At 36.6% G+C, this 19,191-nt stretch carries 15 protein-coding genes; 8 read left to right on the top strand and 7 right to left on the bottom strand.

All coding sequences use genetic code 11. The features are described 5' to 3' along the window. Positions 1–124 precede the first annotated feature (124 nt). From BLP44_RS09615 to aspT, 4 genes are read right to left on the bottom strand one after another with little or no spacing between them, the layout of a single operon-like run. The gene (locus BLP44_RS09615; protein WP_091132206.1) at positions 125–1,318 is read right to left on the bottom strand and encodes a porin; all 1,194 of its coding nucleotides are present in this window, start codon (positions 1,316–1,318) and stop codon (positions 125–127) included. A gap of 17 nt (positions 1,319–1,335) precedes the next feature. Next, a complete protein-coding gene (locus BLP44_RS09610) occupies positions 1,336–2,385 on the bottom strand; it encodes a type II asparaginase (RefSeq protein ID WP_066034829.1) in 1,050 nt (349 codons plus the stop codon). A 29-nt stretch (positions 2,386–2,414) separates the two neighbouring features. Then, on the bottom strand, positions 2,415–4,061 hold the full coding sequence (gene aspD, locus BLP44_RS09605) for an aspartate 4-decarboxylase (RefSeq protein ID WP_091132201.1): 1,647 nt from the start codon (positions 4,059–4,061) through the stop codon (positions 2,415–2,417). A 35-nt stretch (positions 4,062–4,096) separates the two neighbouring features. Next, on the bottom strand, positions 4,097–5,791 hold the full coding sequence (gene aspT, locus BLP44_RS09600; protein ID WP_091132197.1) for an aspartate-alanine antiporter: 1,695 nt from the start codon (positions 5,789–5,791) through the stop codon (positions 4,097–4,099). 347 nt (positions 5,792–6,138) lie between these two features. Between aspT and BLP44_RS09595 the strand changes: the two genes are divergently transcribed. Continuing rightward, positions 6,139–7,161: an LLM class flavin-dependent oxidoreductase gene (locus BLP44_RS09595; RefSeq protein WP_008463550.1), complete on the top strand. Its 1,023-nt coding sequence runs from the start codon at positions 6,139–6,141 to the stop codon at positions 7,159–7,161. Positions 7,162–7,359: 198 nt separating this feature from the next. Here BLP44_RS09595 and BLP44_RS09590 read toward each other — a convergent pair whose 3' ends face one another. After that, entirely contained in the window at positions 7,360–8,151 is a 792-nt protein-coding gene (locus BLP44_RS09590; RefSeq protein ID WP_008463552.1) for a polysaccharide lyase, read from the bottom strand. Between the two features lie 485 nt (positions 8,152–8,636). Here BLP44_RS09590 and katG point away from each other — a divergent pair, with 485 nt between their 5' ends. The 5 genes from katG to BLP44_RS09565 all read left to right on the top strand — a co-directional run bounded on the left by katG (position 8,637) and on the right by BLP44_RS09565 (position 15,506). Then, entirely contained in the window at positions 8,637–10,913 is a 2,277-nt protein-coding gene (gene katG / locus BLP44_RS09585; protein WP_091132194.1) for a catalase/peroxidase HPI, read from the top strand. A gap of 158 nt (positions 10,914–11,071) precedes the next feature. Beyond that, positions 11,072–11,647, top strand: a complete 576-nt coding sequence (locus tag BLP44_RS09580) for a hypothetical protein (protein ID WP_091132190.1) — start codon at positions 11,072–11,074, stop codon at positions 11,645–11,647. A 3-nt stretch (positions 11,648–11,650) separates the two neighbouring features. Then, positions 11,651–13,768 carry a cation:proton antiporter gene (locus BLP44_RS09575; RefSeq protein ID WP_091132185.1) on the top strand — a complete coding sequence of 706 codons (2,118 nt, stop codon included), beginning with the start codon at positions 11,651–11,653 and terminating at the stop codon, positions 13,766–13,768. Positions 13,769–13,904: 136 nt separating this feature from the next. Next, positions 13,905–14,513, top strand: a complete 609-nt coding sequence (locus tag BLP44_RS09570) for a class I SAM-dependent methyltransferase (RefSeq protein ID WP_066034823.1) — start codon at positions 13,905–13,907, stop codon at positions 14,511–14,513. Between the two features lie 45 nt (positions 14,514–14,558). Continuing rightward, positions 14,559–15,506 (top strand): aldo/keto reductase, encoded by a 948-nt coding sequence (locus BLP44_RS09565; RefSeq protein ID WP_244511723.1) that lies wholly within the window; start codon positions 14,559–14,561, stop codon positions 15,504–15,506. A 9-nt stretch (positions 15,507–15,515) separates the two neighbouring features. Here BLP44_RS09565 and BLP44_RS09560 read toward each other — a convergent pair whose 3' ends face one another. Together BLP44_RS09560 and BLP44_RS09555 are read right to left on the bottom strand one after the other, a co-directional pair. After that, positions 15,516–16,319 (bottom strand): AraC family transcriptional regulator, encoded by an 804-nt coding sequence (locus BLP44_RS09560; protein WP_008463560.1) that lies wholly within the window; start codon positions 16,317–16,319, stop codon positions 15,516–15,518. A 66-nt stretch (positions 16,320–16,385) separates the two neighbouring features. After that, positions 16,386–17,387 (bottom strand): SDR family NAD(P)-dependent oxidoreductase, encoded by a 1,002-nt coding sequence (locus tag BLP44_RS09555; protein ID WP_091132178.1) that lies wholly within the window; start codon positions 17,385–17,387, stop codon positions 16,386–16,388. A gap of 312 nt (positions 17,388–17,699) precedes the next feature. On the opposite strand from BLP44_RS09555, the gene BLP44_RS09550 reads away from it, so the two are divergent. After that, positions 17,700–18,398, top strand: a complete 699-nt coding sequence (locus BLP44_RS09550; RefSeq protein WP_091132175.1) for a hypothetical protein — start codon at positions 17,700–17,702, stop codon at positions 18,396–18,398. Positions 18,399–18,425: 27 nt separating this feature from the next. Then, on the top strand, positions 18,426–19,118 hold the full coding sequence (locus tag BLP44_RS09545) for a DUF1266 domain-containing protein (protein WP_244511722.1): 693 nt from the start codon (positions 18,426–18,428) through the stop codon (positions 19,116–19,118). The last annotated feature ends 73 nt before the right edge of the window (positions 19,119–19,191 follow it).

Below are 19,191 nucleotides of genomic sequence, written 5' to 3'. Positions count from 1 at the left end.
ATTATTAATAATTTTTAAATCTGCTCAATCTGCCATATCTGCGAGAGAACAAATAAAAAAAGCTGGAATAAATCGCATTTTACGATTTGCTTCAGCTTCTTAATTGAGGTAGTTGCTTAAATTATTACAATACTACCAAAGGAGAAATTATACCAAGCATAATTCTTCCGCTTGTGATATTCGATTGTCCCAAATCTGTTTTAGCATAATCGCTATAATTGTAGAATCGTTGCACATATGTGGCAAAAAACTTTAAGTTGAAGTTTTTGATCGGATAAAATTCTACTGTTGGAATAATGCCGTATGCAGTACGAATTCGGTTCGAGCTTACAGTCGGATCAGGAATCTCTTTCCACGAGGCTTTACTTGTCATCCCGATAACCGTAAGTTTCCATTGTTCATTCAGAGAATATACCGTTCTAAGCCAATGTTCTACATAATACACGTTTTCTGCGGCATGATCTAAAACAGTATCTGGAATAATAGTACTAACAACTCCTGTTCGGTCTAGATCTTCGCTGCTCCATTTGAAATCGTATTGAAAAAGCCATTTTTTGCTTCTAAATTGATTTCCTAATGCCGTATAGTACATATTTACAGGTCGGCCATTTTTTGTTGCTTCCTGAAAAATACTGAAACTGTATATCGTTTTGAATTTTCCGCCTAAAAAACTTCCGTTCCAGTTTCCAACGTAAGCTGCAGGAAATTTTGCTTCTTCTACATCTGGCACATTTTGATAGAGTTCAGAAAAAGTTTTGGTTCTTGAATTTAAGATCTGCCCCGAAAAGACATGGTTGGCATTCAATTTCCAGTTTACCTGAACTCCTGTCAGAAAGTTATCCGAATTATCTACAATGTCATTGTATTGATAGATGTCAATAGGGTTCATATCAAACTCATAACCACCCCAGTTAGCCGTCATTTTTCCAATTGCAATACTTGTTCTGTTGGATATATTATAACCAATAAATGCCAAGTCAGTAGAACTACTGATGTTATCGGTAGATTGCGGTTCAGTTTCTTTAGTATATCGGTCTCGAAACCTAAAAAAAACTTTGTCCTTATACACTTTTCCTTTTATTTCCAATCTAAACTGATTTACTTCAAATTTACTGCCAGTGTAATTTCCGTCATCAAAATAGGTGTTGAACCCTACTTGTGTATTGAAAATTAAATCAACATTATTGAGCAAATCAACTTTTGTTGCTTTTATTAGTGGTGTTTTATGATTTAGGACCGTATCAGTCTGTTTTTCTTGCTGTGCGTAAACACTTGAAGCCCAAAAAACGCCCAAAATTATTGAAGTTAAGACACGCATAATTTACAATTTCAAGTTTAATACTCAAAGAAATACTCCTGCAGTTTTTTGCTATCGCTTGTTTGTGTAAGGCCCAACATTAGTAAAATTCGTGCTTTCTGCGGAATCAAATCATCGGTGACAATTGTTCCAAGCTTTTGGTCATCGGTTTCGTCAAATAAAGTAACTCTTCCAGACGGTACTCTGGAGGCCCTTGCAACCGCAATCCCTTTTTTAACAGCGCTAGCTGCAGCATCTGAATTTACCTTATTTAGATTTCCGTTACCCAAACCGCCAGTTACAATTCCTTTTACTCCAGATGCTACATAAGCATTAATTGCCGTTGCAGGCGCATCGGCATATAATTCGACAATCGCGACTTCAGGTAAAGTTGTTAAACCTGTAATATCAAACGGGGTATTTTTATTGGCTTTTCTTACCGGAGTTTCATAAAGAATGACTTTACCGTCATAAACCTGCCCGATTGGACCATTGTTTGGCGCTGTAAACGCGTTTAAGTGCGTCGTACTGGTTTTTACGGCACTTCTTCCTGTAAAAATGTATTCGTTAAATACCAATAAAACGCCACTGTGTGCCGCTTGTTTTGAGGCTGCGAGAGTTACTGCATCGTACAAATTCTTTGGCCCGTCTGCGCTGATGGCTGTTGCTGGACGCATAGAACCTGTAATAATTACAGGTTTGTCATATCGTACTGTCAGTGATAAAAAATAAGCAGTTTCTTCCTGAGTATCTGTTCCGTGCGTGATTACAATTCCGTCAGCTTCATTATTTTTATAAATCTCATTTATTCTTTTATTCAGTTTAATCCAAATGTCTACAGTCATGTCCTGACTTCCTACATTTGAGATCTGTTCTCCTGAAATCTCTGCAACTTTGTCAATTCCTGGAACTGCTGCGATTAAATCTTTTATCGGTAATTGTCCCGCGGTATAAGCAGAACGATCTGCAGATGCGCCTTGGCCTGCAATTGTTCCTCCAGTTGCTAGTATTTTAATTCGAGGTAATTTTTGAGCATAAATACCTGTTACTAATAAAACGGATAATAATAAAGTAAATAGATTTTTCATAGATCAAATGTTTATATTTTAGAATTCCATTATTTTTTTGAGTTTTCCCAGCTGGTTACATATTCCAATAAAATTTTACGGATATTTTTTCCAAGAATCAGATAACTATCAGTTGGAAGATTGGCAAGAGAAACCCTGATACTCCATTCTGGACCGGCAAAACCGCCACCATTTAAAAGTACAATGGCTGTTTTTTCGGCTAAACGAAACAATACATCAACAGGTTCGAAATTGGTTTTTAGCCAATTGGCAAAATCATCTCCATAAAAATGTTTGGCAGCCACCATAACATCAATTTCAGAATAATATCCTGCTCGCATTGGGTCTTCTAGAATTGGCACTTCTAGTCCTTCCCATAATAAATTAAGACGTTTGTGAATGATAGATTGTGTAAGGGTTTTATAAACATCTTGAGTATCTAGTAAACAAAATGCTGAGAAAAGCATCATCTGAAATTGCTGAGGTAAAGATAGTCCGGCAGTGTGGTTTAAAGCCACTTGTCGGCTATCGGCAACCAGTCGATCAATAAACTTGATTTTTTCCGGTTCTAATGTTAAGCTGGAATAGCGGTCATGCAATTCTTTTTTGAGAGCAGGACTTAAATTGGCAATTTTTTTGTCGAATATATTGTCCTCATGAATGGCTATGGTTCCAAGTCTCCAGCCTGTACATCCGAAGTATTTTGAATATGAATAAACCGTAATCGTATTATGAGGAATAATAGCCATTAAGGATCTGAAATTATTAACGAATGTTCCATAAACGTCATCGGTAATAACCATCAATTCCGGATTATCATTTTTTACAATATCGGCAATATAATTTAATGTTTCGGTGCTCATTGCAGAAGACGGCGGATTGCTCGGATTTACTACAAAAGCCACTTTGACTGCTGGATCTTTCAGTTTGTCTAATTCAGAATTTGGATATTGCCAAGTATGGAATCCGTTTTCGCCAACTCCGCTAGCTTGTACGTAAACTACATCAAATTTGTATCGATCTAATTCCGGAATTTCAATATAAGGCGTAAAAGTAGGAGTAAGCAGCGCTATTTTATCACCACGTTCGGTGAGATGGTTTTGCATTAAGGAATCAAAAATATAGCACATGGCTGCAGTTCCTCCTTCAACAGCAAAAACATCATATTTGCCTTTGTCGTTTCCTGTACCGCACATTTCCTGTACTAAATAGTCGTTTACAATGACTTCTATTTGACTTAGCATACGGTCAGGAACAGGATAGTTAAATCCGATTACGGCTTCTATCCATTCACGGATCCATGCATCGCCGTCAAAATCATGTTTTTCGACACCATAATGGTATGTTTTTTCTAAAAGTGATGCAGCAGGAGTATCTTTGTGTTTAGCCAAAAACGTTTCAAAACGTGAAGCCACACCGTTTTTGTTCTGCACAATACCAGCCAAAATGCCTTGTTCTTCCATAACATTGCGACATTCTTCTAGTGCAAATTGTCCGAAAAGGAAAAAAGCTTCTCTCGGAACTGTAGCAATCCAGTTTGGGTTTCCTCTTCCGGCATTAAGGGTTATCGCTGTCGATTTAAGGGCGCTTTCTTCTGCCAGATGGATTAATTCATTTTTGATTTCAAACGGACTTAGGGTTTGAAGTGTTTTCTCGACCTCTCGAGATGTTTTTATTTTTGAAATATCAATTGCCATGATTTAAATTGTTTTAGAGATTATATAAAATTTGATTAACTCATGATTAAAATGATGACGACGCCCCATATAATGAGCAGCGTATTACCGACGGCGTAGGTTACGGTATATCCTAAAGCAGGTGTTTTGCTTTTTACGGCATCTTGCAAAGCTCCGAGGGCGGCTGTAGTAGTTCTTGCACCAGCGGCGCATCCTAAGTTTATAATAGGGTGGAATTTGAAAATATATCGTCCGATAAGAAGTCCAAGAATTAACGGAATTGATGTTGCCGCCGCGCCCGCGATGAAAAGTCCCCAGCCAGCTTCTTGAAATCCCACGATAAAACTTGGTCCTGCTGTAATACCCACTACGGCTATAAAAATGTTTAATCCAACATTATTCATAATCCACAAAGCAGGTTCTGGAATTCGCCCAAAAGTTGGATGCTGACCTCTTAACCATCCGAAGAAAAGTCCAGATATTAAAGCACCTCCGCTTGTACTTAGACTTATTGGCACTCCACCAATTTTGACGGTCAATGCACCTAGTAATCCGCCTAGAACTATTCCTAAACCCACAAAAGCCATATCTGTTGAGTTTGTTGGACGATCTGGATAACCAATATGAGTGGCAACTTGATCTACATCTCGTTTGATGCCTACTAATTCTATCATATCTCCTTTCTGCATCACGGTATTGGGCAATATAGGCATCTGGATTCCAGATCGTTTTAATGATCTGATGACAACTCCATGCATGTATTTTACGTGACGCAAGTCTGCAAGAGTTTTGCCTATTACTTCTTTTTTTACAATTAAGACACTTAAAACTTCTACTGGAAAATTAAGAAGTTCGATATCCAGAACTTCTTTCTCATTTGCAGCCACATAATTCATCATATATTCTCTTCTTCCGCCCAAGGCAACTACATCATTTTCTTGAATTACAAATTCTGGAGTAGCATCTATGATTTCTTTTCCTCTTCTGATTCGCTGTATAAATAAGCGTCTTCCTTTGCTTTCTAACTCATTTTCAACATCTAAAACGGTTTTATTACAAGCATAAGAATGTGCAGCAATCTCATAGGCATTGTATATTACGCGATCATATGCAGAGGCAATACTCGGATCATCGCCAATGGCATCACCACCCAGCTGAATTTCAAGTTCTTTTGCTTTTTCTACTAAGTTGCCACCTAATAATTTTGGACCAATAGAAGCCAACAGCCAAGCCGATCCAGCGGTTCCAAAAATGTAAGTGACTGCATAGGCAACTGGAATTTTATTAATTAAAGCCGCTTTTTGATCGGCAGGAATGTTCAGTTGATTTATGGTATCTGAGGCCACACCAATAACAGCAGATATGGTTTGAGAACCTGCAAGCATACCAGCGGTCAGTCCCATATCGTAGCCCATAATTTTGCCTACCAGATAAGGACAAATTAGACATAAAACGCATACTACTGCAGCATACAGCATTTGAGGCAAACCGTCTTTTTTTAGACCTCCAAAGAATTGTGGTCCTACGCTATATCCGACAGCGAAAAGGAACATCAGAAAAAATACAGATTTTACGTTAGGAGAAATCACAATATCTAATTGTCCGATTAAGACTCCAACAAGCAAAACACTAGTTACAGTTCCTAAAGAAAAGCTTCCAATTTTAAATTTTCCTATAAAGTAGCCTAAAGATAAGGTGAGAAAAATGGCTAGTTCGGGATAATCTTTTAATGTAGTAATAATCCAATCCATAAAGTATTTGTTTTAGTTATTGTCAATAATTGATTATGAAAATCGCAGGGAGGCAGAAAAATTGGCGAGGGGATTTTAAGGGCAGATATTTTATGTCTTTCAAAATTAGATCAGAAAGTCAGAATAATTGCATAAAATTAGGGCTAGAGATGTTTCAAGTTATAACTTGAAACAAAAAAACTTGGGTTGCAAATTATAATTTGAAACATGTTTTTATAATCAAGATGAGCTTTTTAGAAAATACATGTCAATTTTTAAGATTTTATCTGCAACGTAATTATCATGCAAAATATAGCATTACTCGCTTCTGATGCGTATATTTGAGAGAATAAAAAATAGAAGCCATTATGAAGAAAATAGGATTTTTATCATTTGGGCATTGGGCTAATCATCCATCATACAAGACTCGCACAGCGGCAGATACTTTGCTGCAATCTATTGATTTAGCTGTAGCTGCAGAAGAAATAGGAATAGATGGAGCTTACTTTCGTGTGCATCATTTTGCACAGCAGTTAGCATCTCCTTTTCCGTTGCTTTCGGCAGTGGGAGCTAAAACGAGCAAAATAGAAATTGGGACGGGCGTAATCGATATGCGATACGAAAATCCGATGTATATGGTTGAAGATGCCGGAGCAGCCGATTTGATATCAGAAGGACGTTTACAACTTGGAATAAGCCGAGGATCACCAGAACAAGTTATTGATGGATGGCGTTACTTTGGTTATGAACCCGAAGAAGGTGAAACTGATGCCGATATGGGGCGTAAAAAAGCTTTGGAATTTTTGGATAAATTAAATGGAGAAGGATTTGCTGAACCCAATCCGTACCCGATGTTTCCAAATCCGCCTGGCCTGTTGCGCATAGAGCCACACTCTGAAGGATTAAGAGAACGAATCTGGTGGGGAGCGGCATCTAATGCAACTGCTATTTGGGCAGCAGAGAACGGCATGCATCTTCAGAGTTCTACGCTTAAATATGACGAAAATGGAAAGCCATTCCATATTCAGCAGGCAGAGCAGATAAGATTATACAAAGAAGCGTGGAAAAAAGCTGGGCATCAGCGTGAAGCGAGAGTTTCTGTCAGTCGCTCGATTTTTGCACTCGTCAACGATCAAGACAAATATTATTTTGGCGGACAAGCCAAAGGCAATGATAGTTTTGGTTATATAGAGCAAGACAAAAGAGCAATTTTTGGTAAAAGCTATACCGCAGAACCTGATAAACTGATTGAAGAATTGGCGCAAGACGAAGCCATTCAGGAAGCAGATACATTGCTGCTGACCATTCCGAATACTTTGGGTGTAGATTATAATGTACACATTTTATCTTCTATACTAGAACACGTGGCTCCGGCATTGGGTTGGAGATAGATTCTATTTGCTTAAAAAAATAAAATCCTGAATCAATAATTTGGTTCAGGATTTATTTTTAAAAATCAATTCAATTAGCATCCTTTGCCAGTCTGATTTTTGTATTAATAACAACTCCGATGTTTTATTGGTAATGATAAAAACATCGAAGTTGTATATTTTGTTTTTTCGGTCCAAATTCTTTTTAAAGCTTATGCACTACAGAGCATCCCAAGATGCACTTGGATAGTAGATAGAGCTTGTTACAGGAGCAGTCCAATAACTTTGGCTTCCCCCACGGAAAGTGTGGAAGCTTACAGCATTAACATTTCTCTTAGCATCATTAGTTACCCAACGAATCTTTTCATTCAAAATTTCTGTACCATTTACATAATATTTTACATATCCGTCTGTATTTGAACCCGTATTCAGTTTCACAGATATCTGGCAGTTATAGGTAACGCCTTCTTGAATGTAATATTTTTTTCCAAAATCATTTCCGTACTGTCCTGGCTGGTCTCTATAATATACATAAGGCTGAAGATAAGCGCCGCTTCCTTTAGCTGTGTTTGATCCGTTTGGACAATACCACATAAATCTGGCGCTTCCTCCATTTCCATCCCATGCAGCATCGCCACCTGTATTTTGGTCACCAATTAAGATTCCGTATCCGCATTTTCCGCCTCGGCTCCAGTAAAATCCGTTATTAAATTTCATTTGGAACCAAACCGTGTAAACGCCAGTTGACCAAACACCATACGATGTGCATAAACCGCCAGGACAAGATAAGGTATTGGTTTGCAATGTAATTGTTCTTGCTCCGGCTGTCCCTCTTGCTGTCGTGTTGCCATCCAGTGCCGAATTAGATCCAAGAGTATCTTTACTTGCGATTTGCTGTGCCTCTTTTTTAGCGGTTTGGAGACCGTTCATGTCTTCTTGTTCCTTTTCACAAGAAGTAAGCACTAATGCCATGGTTAATAGCATACTGGTTAATTTTAAGAATTTCTTCATCTTTTAATTTTTTAAGGTTAGTAAACGATTAATAGTTAGTAATAATAGATAGTAGATTATGGTATTGGAACCGAAAGTGTAAAGTTGGGCAATAATAATTTTGGGAAGGAGTAATAAAGTACGTTTTTACGTACATAGAAATACAGGTTCTATTTTTTATTTTCTTTTGGGAGAATTCAGACCACTTTTATCCTTGAAATACTTAAGTGTTAAGGACAGACTTTGTGCAAATAGCTGTACTGTAAAATTTTATATAAATAAAAGATTCTTTTTATTAAATTTATAAGTTAATATCTCATATTGAAAAATGTCATTTTCATCAATAAAAGATGTTTTTTTTTAAACTGTCTGAGTTATAAGTATTTTAAATATAAAAAATAGACATGAATAGATTTTGTCTATTTCGGAAGTAGTATTTACAATCTACAGCCCTAATTTTCTCTTTCATTAGTTTGTAATTTAGTCAAAAATAAAAATTTTCAACTATGGATAATCAATCAAATGACATCAGCAAATGCCCTTTTCATAATGGGAGCATGGACAAGCAAGCGGCTTCAGGAACAAAAAATCGTGACTGGTGGCCTAAACAGTTAAAGGTAAATATCCTGAGACAAAATTCAGTATTGTCAAATCCCTTGGATAAGGATTTTAATTACGCAGAAGCGTTTAAAACTCTAGATCTTGACGCTGTAAAGAAAGATTTACATGCTCTTATGACTGATTCACAAGATTGGTGGCCTGCTGATTTTGGCCACTACGGAGGACTTTTCATTAGAATGGCTTGGCATAGTGCCGGTACTTACAGAGTTCATGACGGGCGCGGAGGAGCAGGAGCAGGGCAACAGCGTTTTGCGCCGCTAAATAGCTGGCCTGATAATGTGAGCTTAGACAAAGCACGAAGATTGCTTTGGCCAATAAAACAAAAGTATGGTCAAAAGATTTCGTGGGCCGATTTGCTAATCTTAACAGGGAATGTAGCCTTAGAATCAATGGGTTTTAAAACATTCGGTTTTGCAGGAGGACGTGCCGATGTATGGGAGGCAGACGAATCTGTATATTGGGGATCTGAAACGACTTGGCTTGGTGGTGATGAACGTTATAAAGATGGCTCTGAAGGCGTGCCGAAAGATCATGGTGTTGTTTCATCCGATGATAATGCAGATGGAAATATTCATAGTAGAAATTTAGAAAAACCACTTGCCGCAGTGCAAATGGGACTTATATATGTAAATCCAGAAGGGCCAGACGGAAATCCTGATCCGATTGCGGCTGCAAAAGATATTAGAGATACTTTTGGTCGTATGGCAATGAATGATGAAGAAACCGTAGCACTAATAGCTGGTGGACACACTTTTGGTAAAACCCACGGGGCTGCTTCTTCGGATCATGTGGGCAAAGAGCCAGAAGCTGCTGGTTTAGAATTGCAAGGTTTAGGATGGCAGAATAGCTATGGTTCAGGAAAGGGGTCAGACGCCATTACAAGTGGACTTGAAGTAACTTGGACAAAAACGCCAACACAATGGAGCAATAACTTTTTCGAGAATTTATTTGGCTTTGAATGGGAACTTTCTAAAAGTCCTGCCGGTGCTCATCAATGGGTAGCAAAAAATGCTGAAGCCATTATTCCTGACGCTTTTGACCCTAATAAAAAGCACTTGCCAACCATGCTTACAACTGATTTGTCATTAAGATTGGATCCAGCTTATGAGAAGATATCGCGCCGATTTTTAGAAAATCCAGATGAATTTGCAGATGCTTTCGCACGTGCCTGGTTTAAACTGACGCACCGTGATATGGGACCGCGCGCCCTTTACCTAGGACCTGAAGTGCCAGCGGAAGAATTGTTATGGCAAGATCCAATTCCAGAAGTAAATCATACTCTAATAAATGATCAGGATATAGCTCAACTTAAAGAAAGAATATTAAATTCAGGTTTAACGGTGTCTCAACTAGTTTCGACAGCTTGGGCTTCTGCTTCTACGTTTAGAGGATCAGATAAGCGAGGCGGTGCAAACGGCGGGCGCATAAGACTTGCGCCTCAAAAAGACTGGGAAGTAAACAATCCAACTGCATTAAAAGTGGTTTTAGATAAATTAGAAGCCATTCAAAACGAATTTAATGCAGCGCAAAATGACGGCAAAAAAGTTTCACTAGCTGATTTAATTGTTTTGGGAGGTTCTGCTGCCGTTGAAAAAGCGGCTAAAGATGCAGGAGCTTCAGTTTCTGTGCCTTTCGCTCCTGGACGTATGGATGCATCTGCAGAACAGACAGATGTTGAATCATTTGGATATCTTGAGCCAAAAGTAGATGGTTTTAGAAACTACAGAAAAACAAAATCATCTGTTTTGACAGAAGAATTGCTTATCGATAAAGCTAATTTACTGACCCTTACAGCGCCAGAATTGACAGTGCTTTTAGGAGGTCTTCGTGTGCTGGATATTAATGCTGACGGAAGCAAAAATGGTGTTTTTACCACTAGACCAGGTCGCCTGACAAATGACTTCTTTGTAAATCTTTTGGATATGAACACACAATGGCAAGCCGTTTCTAACGATAAAGAACTTTATACAGGAAACGACCGAAGCACTGGACAGCCTAAATGGATAGGAACACGTGCCGATCTTGTTTTTGGTTCAAACTCAGAATTGAGAGCAATTGCAGAAGTGTATGCTGCATCTGATGCACATGAGAAATTTGTGCATGATTTTATTGCCGTTTGGACTAAAGTAATGAATCTAGATAGATTTGATTTGAAAAAATAATATTAGCGAAAAGCAATAAACTTAAAAAGACGCCATAATAGGCGTCTTTTTCTTTTAAGATCCTTGCAAATTAAAAATCAATTTTTCCTTTTTTTATCAGTTTTTGGAAGGTTAAAAGGATTTTTCTGCTTAACTTGTAGAATCCAAAATCAATTCTTATGACTTTAAAAGGACTTATTCTTGTCGGTTTTATATTTGCATTATATTCTTGTGGAAACAAAAAAGAGCAGGAGCTTATTGTGCGCGAAAACTCACTTTTAGAAAGGGAGAAACAGTTTCAAGATAAAGAAGTAGAATACGAAAAGCTATTAAAAATGAAAGACAGTTTACTGTCTCTCTCTAAAGTAAAAGATACGCTTCCAAAAATAAAAGAATGGCCTGAAAACCTAAAAGTAGCATGGAACAGCAAAATGGTTTGCAGGGAATCGAATTGCAGTAATTATGTCATTGGCGATCAGCGCACTGAAACTTGGGAGTTCCGATCAGATTCGACAGGAATGTATACCAATGTATTGAGCAATAATGAAATTAAACGAGTTTTTACAGGGCAATATCTTGAGAATAAAATAGTGCTGGATTCGGCAAAAGAAGCTTCTGCTAAAAACAAAATAAAAGTGAGCGTGGTACTTGATGATATTAAAAAAAATCTAATCAAAGGCACGCAGACCATTACGGGTCAAGATAATTGCATCGCAAAATTCTCAGTTGAACTTACTCCATCCAATAAAAAGTAATTTATGCAGCTGAGTATACATCATATAAGTTTTCCTATTGAAGATCCTTTGTTAAAGTATCTTATCGAGATTATCATTATTTTATGCATTCCGCTTTTATTGAATAAAATTAAAGTGCCACATCTGTTGGGTCTTATTATTGCCGGTGCGCTAATAGGTCCAAATGGTTTTGGAGTGCTTTCTAGGGACAGCAGTGTCGTCGTTACAGGAACTACAGGTCTTTTGTACATTATGTTTTTAGCAGGTCTCGAAATCGATATGGCCGATTTTAAAAAGAACAAATGGAAGAGTATTATTTTTTCTATTTTCACTTTTGCTGTTCCGTTTATTTTAGGACTCGTTGGTGGTTACTATATACTGGGATTTTCACTCCTTACCTCAATTCTTTTTGCCAGTCTTTTTTCGTCACATACTTTAATCGTTTACCCGATGGTAAGCGGATTAGGAATTGCCAAAAATCTTGCAGTTAATATAACAGTAGGAGGAACGATGATTACTGATGTGCTTTCGCTTCTTGTTTTGGCCGCTGTAGTTGGAATGTCACAGGGAGAAGTCGGAACAGCTTTCTGGGTGAAGTTATCAGTTTCGATGGTCATTTTTACATTAATTGTACTGCTTGTTTTTCCGATAATTGCCCGCTGGTTCTTTAAAAATGTGGAGGATAAAATCTCCCAATATCTTTTTGTACTCGTTATGATTTATTTGGCTTCACTTTTGGCTGAATTGGCAGGTATCGAATCTATCATTGGAGCTTTTTTTGCCGGATTGGCTTTAAACAAGTTAATTCCGCATACTTCATCGTTGATGAATAGGGTGGAGTTTGTCGGAAATGCCATTTTTATTCCTTTCTTTTTAATAAGTGTCGGAATGCTGATTGATTTTAGTGCTTTTATACAAAGCTGGGAGACATTGTGGGTAGCATCAATTATGCTTATTGCTTCTATTGGAGGAAAATACGTTGCAGCTATGCTAACGAAAAAGACATTTAAACTTACAAATGATGAGGGACAGCTGATTTTTGGACTGAGTTCTGCATCTGCGGCAGCTACGCTGGCTTCTGTAATGGTTGGGTATAATATAATTATTGGTGAAAATGATGCGGGAGAACCTATAAGACTTTTAAATGAACATGTGCTTAACGGCAGTATTCTTCTTATTCTCGTTTCTTGTACCGTATCATCGTTTGTATCGATGGCAAGTGCACAGCGTATAGCACAGGCAGATAAAGACAATACCGTATCGGGTAAGAACGAAGAGAAAGAAAATATACTTTTGGCAGTAAACCATGAGGCTACTGTTGAAAAAATGGTCAATCTTGGACTGATGGTAAAGTCCTCTGCAAATAAGCAGCTGTATGCTGTAAATGTAATTAACGAAGATGCCAATGAATCTTCTGAAAAAAATGCCGAACGGATTTTAGAAAATGCCATTAAAGCCGCTTCTGCTGCCGATGTTGAATTGCACCCAATTACACGTCACGACAATGATATAGCAAGCGGAATAAGTAATGTGATAAAAGAAAAAGAAATTACAGACCTTATTGTAGGGCTTGAAGGGGGAAAAGGTTTTTCGGCTTCGTTTGTGTATAATTTGTATAACGGTTATCTTCGAAATAAAAGCATCAATTTGATGGTGTATCACGCTGTACAGCCTGCCGCCACGATTAAAAGATATTTGGTTTTTATACCAGCAGATGCCGAGCTGGATGCTGGATTTTTTCATTCGATGTTAAGAATCTGGAATATAGGCCGTAATTCTGGAGCAAAAATGAGTTTTTATGGAAAAGAGAAAACGCTGAATATTCTGAAAAGAATTGCAAAAAAAGCCTCTATAGAAGCCACATTTGATGTTTTCTCAAATTGGGAAAATGCAGAACAGACAGCACTTTCCATTGAAGAAAACGAAGGCCTAGTGATTATGATGGGTGACCGAGGAATGCATTCGTATTTTCCCAAAATGAGAGATATTCCAGATCTTTTGAATCATAGATTTAATAACAATAACTATATGCTTATTTATCCTTTTTCTAAAATTGCTTCAAACAATACAGAAAAAAGATCTGTAAGCAGTCATGATGATTTTGCAGAAATAGGAAAAGCAATTCGAAATATTTTTAAATAACATTTTCGGAATAATTTACCGCACTTTATTTTTACTTTTTTATTCTTATTATATCTTTATTTTTTAATGAGGTCTCCTAATTATTGAAACAATTGCTGAGATTTAGAAAAGAATTAACGGTTTAAAAATTGTAAAAATGGATAGAAAGAAACATTGGGAAAACATATATCAAACAAAAGATCTGACAGAAGTTAGCTGGTATCAGCCAGTTCCTCAGACTTCACTAGATCTATTTAAGCAATATAATATTCCCTTTCAAGCTAAAATTATTGATATTGGAGGCGGTGATAGCTTTTTGGTTGACGAACTTCTGAAATTGGGTTATTCAGACATAACTGTTTTAGATATTTCTAAAGAAGCAATTGCAAAAGCCCAAAACCGTTTAGGTAAAGAAGCTGAAAAAGTAAATTGGATCGTATCTGACATAACAGATTTCAAACCAGTTCATAAATATGATTTTTGGCACGATCGCGCCGCATTTCATTTTTTGACAGAAGAAAAAGATATTCTGAAATATCTCCAGATTGCCAGTGAAGGAATAAACAAAAATGGAATTTTGACAATTGGTACTTTTTCTGAAACAGGACCAACAAAATGCAGCGGAATCGAAATCAGACAATATTCTGAGAAATCTTTGGCAGAACGGTTTAAATCAAACTTTCAATTGGTGGATTCTTTTACAATTGATCATAAAACTCCTTTTGAAACTATTCAGAACTTTATATTTGGTGTTTTTAGAAAATAATATATTACTTTTAGCTGATTATGAATTGATTAATGTACCAAAAATATGAATTCTCAAAACCCAAAAAACGAAATAAGCCGACGCAAGTTTTTACAAAATAGTTCATTAGCGACAGCTGGAATTTACTTAGGTATTTTAGGTATGCCTAAACTGTTCGGAAATGTCTTGATGGATAAAGAGCCTAAAGGCATTCCAGATGTTAAACTGAATAATGGTCTAAAGATGCCTATGCTCGGGTTTGGAACTTATGGGCTAAGTGGTGAGATCTGTCAAAAATCTGTCGTTGAAGCTATATCTGCAGGTTATCGCCTTATTGATACTGCAAAAGTATATGGAAACGAGATAGAGGTAGGCAAAGCTATAAAACAAAGTGGCATTGACAGAAAACAGCTTTTTGTTACCTCAAAACTTTGGGTTGATGATGCAGGTTATGAAAATGCAAAAAAGGGTTTTGAAGAAACACTAAGAAAATTGCAGGTGGAATATCTGGATTTATATCTAATACACCGTCCGAGAGGCGATGTAAAAGGATCTTGGAAAGCAATGGAAGAACTCTACAAAGCAGGAAAAATCAGAGCTATTGGCATAAGCAATTTTGATCCTGCACAGTTGGCCGATCTATTGTCTTATGCACAGGTAAAACCAGTTGTGAATCAGATAGAAACTCATGCTTATTTTCAGCAGTCCAATGATTATAAAGTGCTAAAGCAGCATACTATACAGATGCAGGCATGGGCACCTTTTGCAGAAGGGAGCAATGGTCTTTTTACAAATGAAACATTAACTCAAATAGCTAAAAAGCATGGTAAAACTACTGCACAAGTTAGTCTAAGATGGCATTATCAGCGCGGTATTGTTGCTATTCCGAGATCTTCTCAAAAAGCCCATATTATAGAGAATCTAGATATATTCAATTTCAAGCTTGACGATGCTGATATGAAAGCGATTGAAAAATTGGATTTAAATAGAACTCAATTCCCGGAATGGAGTTAAAGATGCTTTTTAAATCAGCTGCTTGGGAGAAATGCCATATAATTTTTTAAACGCGTATGAGAAATGAGATAAGTTTTCGAAACCTACTTCAAGATACACATCGATTGGCTTTTTCTTTTTTTCTGCCAATTGATAATAGGCCAATTCAAGTCTTTTATGTGTAAGCCATTTTTGAGGAGTAGTATTAAAGTGCTTTTTAAAGTCTCTATTGAATGTTGATAAACTGCGACCGGTAAGATAGCCTAGTTTTTCCAAAGGCATGTTGAACATAAAATTACGTTCCATAAAACCAATTAGATCGATTTTTCCAGGTTCATCAAAATTAGCGAGTACATTGTCAACATTTTTGTCGATTGCTCTCAAAATGCTTAGAGCTTCGGTTATTTTTAAAGAAGCCAAATCTTCTGAGAAATGGCTTTTCAAATCAAAATAAGGCACAAGCGAAGCCAGGCAGCTTTCTAACAAAGGATGATTATTAAAACTATAAATTTTATTTTCAGGTATCGGTTTCTTTACAAGTTCGATATTCTGATAAAATTTTTTTAGCCGTTCAACAGAAAGGTGCATTACAACTGTTTTGTGCGGTTCTCCGTTTGAGGGATAATTGATTATAGTTGCAAGCTGGTTTCTTGGTATTAAAAAGATATCTCCTTTCTTAAAAAGAAAGGAGGCATCATATTGTATAATTTTTGTTTCACCAGAGATAAACCAAATGAGCATATGATCATCAAACATGATATCTGATTTAAAGAATTTGTCTTCATAGCAGGAAAGTTTAATTTCTGGAGTTAAATATCTTGATATGTGATCCATAATTGATTTGATTAATTTATGATTACAAAGATAGAAAGTATCATTTCTTTTTGTTCAAAACCCATATTAGTTTACAGAGGCTAATGACACACCAGTCATTTGTTCACTTAAATCCCATAATTTTTTAGCATTGGTTTCGTCTAAAGCATAGGGCTGGACACCATATATTCCGATGCTTTCTTCTGATGCTAATGGAGCAATATCTGCATCTTCACAATAAACACCTCCAATATGATCCAGTAAAGGACTTGTGGCGCACCATATAGTTGTGGCTGCGCCTTGCGGTATTGACTTTAATCTTGCAGCAACTTCAGGAAGCATATTGCCCTCTGCATCTAAGAAACCCATTTTTTGAAATAATTCTACTGATGCTTCTCTTCCTAGTTCTGTGCCTCCAATTGAGCCAGGATGAAGAGAGTAAGCTCTTATATGGTAAGCTTTTATGCGATTGTCCAGCTCAAGAGAAAATAAGTTGCATGCCGTTTTTGACTGTCCGTATGCTTGTAAAGTTTCATACTCGCGATGAAGAAAATTAGGATCTTCAAAGTTGAAAGGCGACATATGATGTCCAAGTGAAGATACATTAATGACTCTCGCGCCGTTGGCTTTTTTAAGAGCAGGAAAAAGCTTTAGCGTCAAATGAAATTGCCCTAAGTAATTCGTAGCCAATTGCGATTCGATTCCGCGACTGTCTCTGCGTAAAGGAACCCACATAATTCCAGCATTATTTATAAGCAAATGCAAAGCTCTTCCTGACGAGATAAATTTATCTGCAAACGCGGTAATAGAATCAGGATCTATAATATCCATTGCTTCGATTTCTACATTTTTTATGCCTTTCAAGTTATTCTTAGCTTTTTCAATATCCCTTGCAGCTACGATTACTGTCGCGCCCGCATTTGCAAGTGTTTTGGTGGTTTCAAGACCTATGCCTGCATTTCCGCCTGTCACAATTACATTTTTTCCTTCAAGACTAATTCCTTTGATTACATCACTGGTTGTTGACGATGCATTAAATCCTGAATTGAGCGGCTGTTGTAATGCTCCTTGATAATTGTTCGGTATCATTTTTTTAATTATTAAAAGTTATGATGCAAAGTAAGGCACACTTTGGTGGTCTGACTTTGCTTAAAAAGTCAATTTACTTTGTTCAGAATGTCGTTTAAAGCTTGACTAAAAATTTCTACCCAAAAATGCCAAGTAATTAAAAACGGATTTATAAAAAGTATTTGCGTATATCCAATCGTTTCAAGCGAATTTATATCTGCTTAAATTCTCATTTTCTTTTTTCTAAAATTTGTCTTGAAATATCGTTTTGCTTTGAGATAACATTAAACCCAGCAAAATATCTAAAAACAAATTAATCAAACAAAAAAAAGCATGAGCACATTAATTTTTATTCCAATTGTATTGGTAATTGCAGGCATAGTTTTTATGATTTATGTAAATAAGAAACACAAGACTGCAAAAGGAGAAATTGATTTAAATTTTGAACGAACAAAATATGACCAATACAAACAAGAATTATTGGCTAATGATTTTTCACAATTAAAGCATTGGATGAAAGGTAAAGCTATAGATGCATTTACTTCTGCATCTGTGCCACAATCTACAAGCAGTAAAGTTCAAGAAATTGTTACCGATGGTCTAAAAAATGCAGCATTATCTACCATTGGTGTAAAACTGAGAAGAGTAGAAACAGATTGTTTTTGGGTTTTGAGCGGAAACGATTTGCATTTCTTTACTACCAATACGGTGGGCGAATTAGACGAGCATATTGTTTTTGATAACTTCAGAATTGAAGATGCTAAACTTGAATATGGGGGCGTTTTGAAATCGCAATTGGGCGTTTATTCTAAATCTTCAGAAGAATACTTGCCAAAAACACACGTCATCACTTTTTATATTGACGGAAGTCCGTTGTCGCTTGAAATTCATGATAGGCTAAATTATGTAACTGCTCCCGAAGATATGCTGAACTTGAAAAAACAATTGGAAACTAGAGCCAAATATCAAATAGTTGGCGAAAGATTTCTCGATATTTTACAAAACAAAGTTCCTCATTTAAAAGTAGCATAAAGAGTTATGGGATTCTTTTCAAAAATTTTGAATTCATTTCAAAGCCTTAGATTAAATAATCAAAATGCTGTAAGAGGCTATTTATTAGATCATTTGCTTGTTGGCTCCATGTATGCAGAACAGCAGTCGGCTTACTTGAATTCTTATGAAACAGGTTTGAATAGATCTGATATTGTCACATTGGCTGAAGAGTACTGGGGAATCTATAATAGAGAGCAAGCTATTGAAGTGCTGCAAAATCTGCACGACAGAAACCAAGACGAAAATATGGAAATCGTTTACCGAGCATTTGAGGATAGCGAAAATTATGTGGACATTTTAAAATCTAATCTGCCAAGAGAAGAAGGCTTGTTTGAACATTACATAGATTTATTTAGACAGCTTAATAATACGATTCCAGAACTAATGGAACAAAACATCATCACGGATTTTTCTCAAATAAAAAAGACAAAAGACAGTGGCTGGAATTACGGAAGAGGTGCTTTCTTAGCGCGTTGCTGTTACGATTTGGGTTATCTTTCAGAAAATGAACTCAAAGAATATTTAAAAAAATGCCACACCGATTTGAAGAAATACTGTACTACTTGGAAAGAATACACCACGAGCTATATTTTTGGAAGAGCCGTTTGGGGCGGTTCAAACAACAGCGGAATGATACAGATTGCAAATGACTTGCTTACTAATGATAATAGTCCGCTTAAGAATAAAACATATCTCTAAAGGATGCCGAATAAAATAGTTCGGGGTTTAAAGAAAAAAGTATTGTTGGGGGCAATACTTTTTACAATTACTT

The organism is Flavobacterium anhuiense (genome assembly GCF_900101855.1).
In the GTDB taxonomy this organism is placed as follows: Bacteria; Bacteroidota; Bacteroidia; order Flavobacteriales; family Flavobacteriaceae; genus Flavobacterium; species Flavobacterium anhuiense.
The sequence above is the reverse complement of the archived record's forward strand: the minus strand, read 5'-3'. Positions and strand labels throughout refer to the sequence as shown.

Excerpts from the sequence above, each read along its gene's own strand:
- BLP44_RS09615 (WP_091132206.1), bottom strand. The coding sequence starts at position 1,318 with ATGCGTGTCTTAACTTCAATAATTTTGGGCGTTTTTTGGGCTTCAAGT.
- katG (WP_091132194.1), top strand. The coding sequence starts at position 8,637 with ATGGATAATCAATCAAATGACATCAGCAAATGCCCTTTTCATAATGGG.
- BLP44_RS09610 (WP_066034829.1), bottom strand. The coding sequence starts at position 2,385 with ATGAAAAATCTATTTACTTTATTATTATCCGTTTTATTAGTAACAGGT.
- BLP44_RS09595 (WP_008463550.1), top strand. The coding sequence starts at position 6,139 with ATGAAGAAAATAGGATTTTTATCATTTGGGCATTGGGCTAATCATCCA.
- BLP44_RS09565 (WP_244511723.1), top strand. The coding sequence starts at position 14,559 with ATGAATTCTCAAAACCCAAAAAACGAAATAAGCCGACGCAAGTTTTTA.
- BLP44_RS09550 (WP_091132175.1), top strand. The coding sequence starts at position 17,700 with ATGAGCACATTAATTTTTATTCCAATTGTATTGGTAATTGCAGGCATA.
- BLP44_RS09580 (WP_091132190.1), top strand. The coding sequence starts at position 11,072 with ATGACTTTAAAAGGACTTATTCTTGTCGGTTTTATATTTGCATTATAT.
- BLP44_RS09590 (WP_008463552.1), bottom strand. The coding sequence starts at position 8,151 with ATGAAGAAATTCTTAAAATTAACCAGTATGCTATTAACCATGGCATTA.
- BLP44_RS09575 (WP_091132185.1), top strand. The coding sequence starts at position 11,651 with ATGCAGCTGAGTATACATCATATAAGTTTTCCTATTGAAGATCCTTTG.
- BLP44_RS09555 (WP_091132178.1), bottom strand. The coding sequence starts at position 17,387 with ATGATACCGAACAATTATCAAGGAGCATTACAACAGCCGCTCAATTCA.
- aspT (WP_091132197.1), bottom strand. The coding sequence starts at position 5,791 with ATGGATTGGATTATTACTACATTAAAAGATTATCCCGAACTAGCCATT.
- BLP44_RS09570 (WP_066034823.1), top strand. The coding sequence starts at position 13,905 with ATGGATAGAAAGAAACATTGGGAAAACATATATCAAACAAAAGATCTG.
- BLP44_RS09560 (WP_008463560.1), bottom strand. The coding sequence starts at position 16,319 with ATGGATCACATATCAAGATATTTAACTCCAGAAATTAAACTTTCCTGC.
- aspD (WP_091132201.1), bottom strand. The coding sequence starts at position 4,061 with ATGGCAATTGATATTTCAAAAATAAAAACATCTCGAGAGGTCGAGAAA.